The organism is Vibrio sp. V43_P6S15P86 (assembly GCF_009904725.1).
GTDB classification, from domain to species: Bacteria; Pseudomonadota; Gammaproteobacteria; order Enterobacterales; family Vibrionaceae; genus Vibrio; species Vibrio diabolicus.
This window is the reverse complement of record NZ_WXWT01000317.1, coordinates 1-2,002: the sequence shown is the minus strand read 5'-3', so window position 1 is coordinate 2,002 and position 2,002 is coordinate 1. Positions and strand designations below refer to the sequence as shown.

General features: G+C 42.4%; 2 protein-coding genes. One reads left to right on the top strand and one right to left on the bottom strand.

The window, feature by feature from the left end; translation table 11 throughout:
- The first annotated feature begins 5 nt into the window (after positions 1–5).
- Entirely contained in the window at positions 6–512 is a 507-nt protein-coding gene (locus CAG69_RS14045; RefSeq protein WP_031780328.1) for a hypothetical protein, read from the top strand.
- A gap of 113 nt (positions 513–625) precedes the next feature.
- On the opposite strand, the gene CAG69_RS14040 is transcribed toward CAG69_RS14045, so the two are convergent.
- On the bottom strand, positions 626–1,588 hold the full coding sequence (locus CAG69_RS14040) for an OmpA family protein (RefSeq protein ID WP_161444766.1): 963 nt from the start codon (positions 1,586–1,588) through the stop codon (positions 626–628).
- Positions 1,589–2,002: the final 414 nt, after the last annotated feature.

Genomic DNA, 2,002 nt, shown 5'->3' with positions numbered 1-2,002 from the left:
GCACTATGTCTAAGAGCAATTTAATAACTAACACTGGACACCGCTTTATTTCTAAAGGCAAGACTGCCTTTAAGATTCATATCCATACCCCCGAGGACACGGTACTGCACCGCTCGGTTGGGTTTGTTCGTATTGGAGAAAAGAAAGGCTTACAAAAAGCCATTAAGCTGAGAAACGAATTAGGCCGGCAAATGTGGGGCAAATTTTGGCGACGTCTTTTGAAGGATCCTTACCTCATGACCAGACTCCCACACAGCGTTGAGCCAAAAATTGTTCACAAGCCTAACCCCACTCTTGAAAACCCAGATAACCGAGATACGTGTTACATCGCTAAGTGGCGAGAGTTCAATGATGACGGTGACTACAAATACAAAACGGTGGTTCGCTCTATTAGTAAATACGGCAAGCTTGCCGCCTACATGCAAACCAAAAAAGCGTTGTTAGAAGCACATAAAGACAACTTGGAAATCCTAACATTCATGGGGCGCTTAAACAGCATTGACCTCAAGTGATGTTTACCGTTTTTAGCTTTTCAGTCCGTTTCAAATAGAAATGAAAAAGCCCCAAAGAGCGAACTCTTTGGGGCTTTCAGCTTTAGTCTTCTACACTACGGTCGGATAGAAGCTTATTGCTGAACTTGGTATTCAAATTCTGGAACAACGATTTCTACGCGACGGTTTTGCTGACGACCTTCACGAGTGTCGTTTGAAGCGATTGGGTTGTTTTCACCTTCGCCACGCGCTTGAATACGTGATGAATCAATGCCTTTTTCAACAAGTGCGTTAGCTACAGATTCCGCGCGTTTCTCAGAAACTTTTAGGTTGTAAGCTGCTGGGCCAGAAGTATCTGTGTAACCTACAACTTCAACGTTCGCTTGTGGGTGCTCGTTTAGGAAAGCAACTAGGTTATCAAGTTTTGCAGCGCTCTCTGGTTTTAGAGTTGTGCTGTTTAGATCAAAGCTACCAGTGCCGATTGTTTGAGTTTCGAATGTTTTCGTTACAACTACTGGCTCTTCTACCACTTCTTCTACAACCACTTCTTCAACAACAACTGGCTCTTCTACGATTACTGGCTCATCGTTGCCACCGAATTTGAAAGAAACACCCAGTGTTGCTGTGTTACCTGTCGCACGAGTTACATCGTTGCTGATATCAGTCAGAGTTTGGTATTCCGCGCGAGCAGTTACGTTTTGGCTTAGGTTGAACTCAAGGCCAGCTGCGCCTAGGTAAGAGTAATCATCTTTACCATCAAACATTACGTAAGCGCCACCCACTTTACCATAAAGTGCGATGTCTTCAGTGATTGGTAGGCTGAATTTAGGTGCAAGAGTGATTGCTTCTACATGGCCACCGAAAGAAGTTTGGTTAAAATCACCGATGTTGTCGAAACCTGCTTCTACTGCGAAGTATTTATTCATTTCGTAACCAACAAAAGCGCCAAGAGTAGAGTCGTCTTTGTCACAAGCCTTGCCCGCTACACACGCGTCTTCCATCCATGACTTACCCATCTTACCACCAACGTATACTTCTGCTTGTGCTGCTGAAGCCATAAGTAGAGACGCTGAAATTACCGCTGCTAATTTTTTCATTATTGATTCCTCTAAAGAAGTTCTTTTGTTAGATGCCGAAATGCGCCGTCTGACTGACGTTGTATTTCAATTCTTTTTATTCATTCCTTGAGTGAGATACTTAGTCAGCTTCTTTTTATGCACATGCATTTTTTTTATGGAAGCTACTTACGTACATTTCCTGTTCAGTGATACATATCGCCATCTCGGTATCACTGACGGGGTGAACTATAACGCTAAGAAATCGCGAGAAAAATCCCAATTCTGTCAATTTATTGTCATCAAAAATCTCAACAACATGTGATCTTAAGCAAAAAAATCCCCACACAATCACGACGCAAACGTTTGCTTTACTTTCTGGAACACTACAACTTAAGCAAAGTTTTTTCTTAAAAATGAGACAACAAAAATGGAACTTTAAGGAAGGTGGATAAA

What these genes read in the sequence shown, in the direction of transcription:
- CAG69_RS14040 (WP_161444766.1), bottom strand. Translation starts at nt 1,588, where the DNA reads ATGAAAAAATTAGCAGCGGTAATTTCAGCGTCTCTACTTATGGCTTCA.
- CAG69_RS14045 (WP_031780328.1), top strand. Translation starts at nt 6, where the DNA reads ATGTCTAAGAGCAATTTAATAACTAACACTGGACACCGCTTTATTTCT.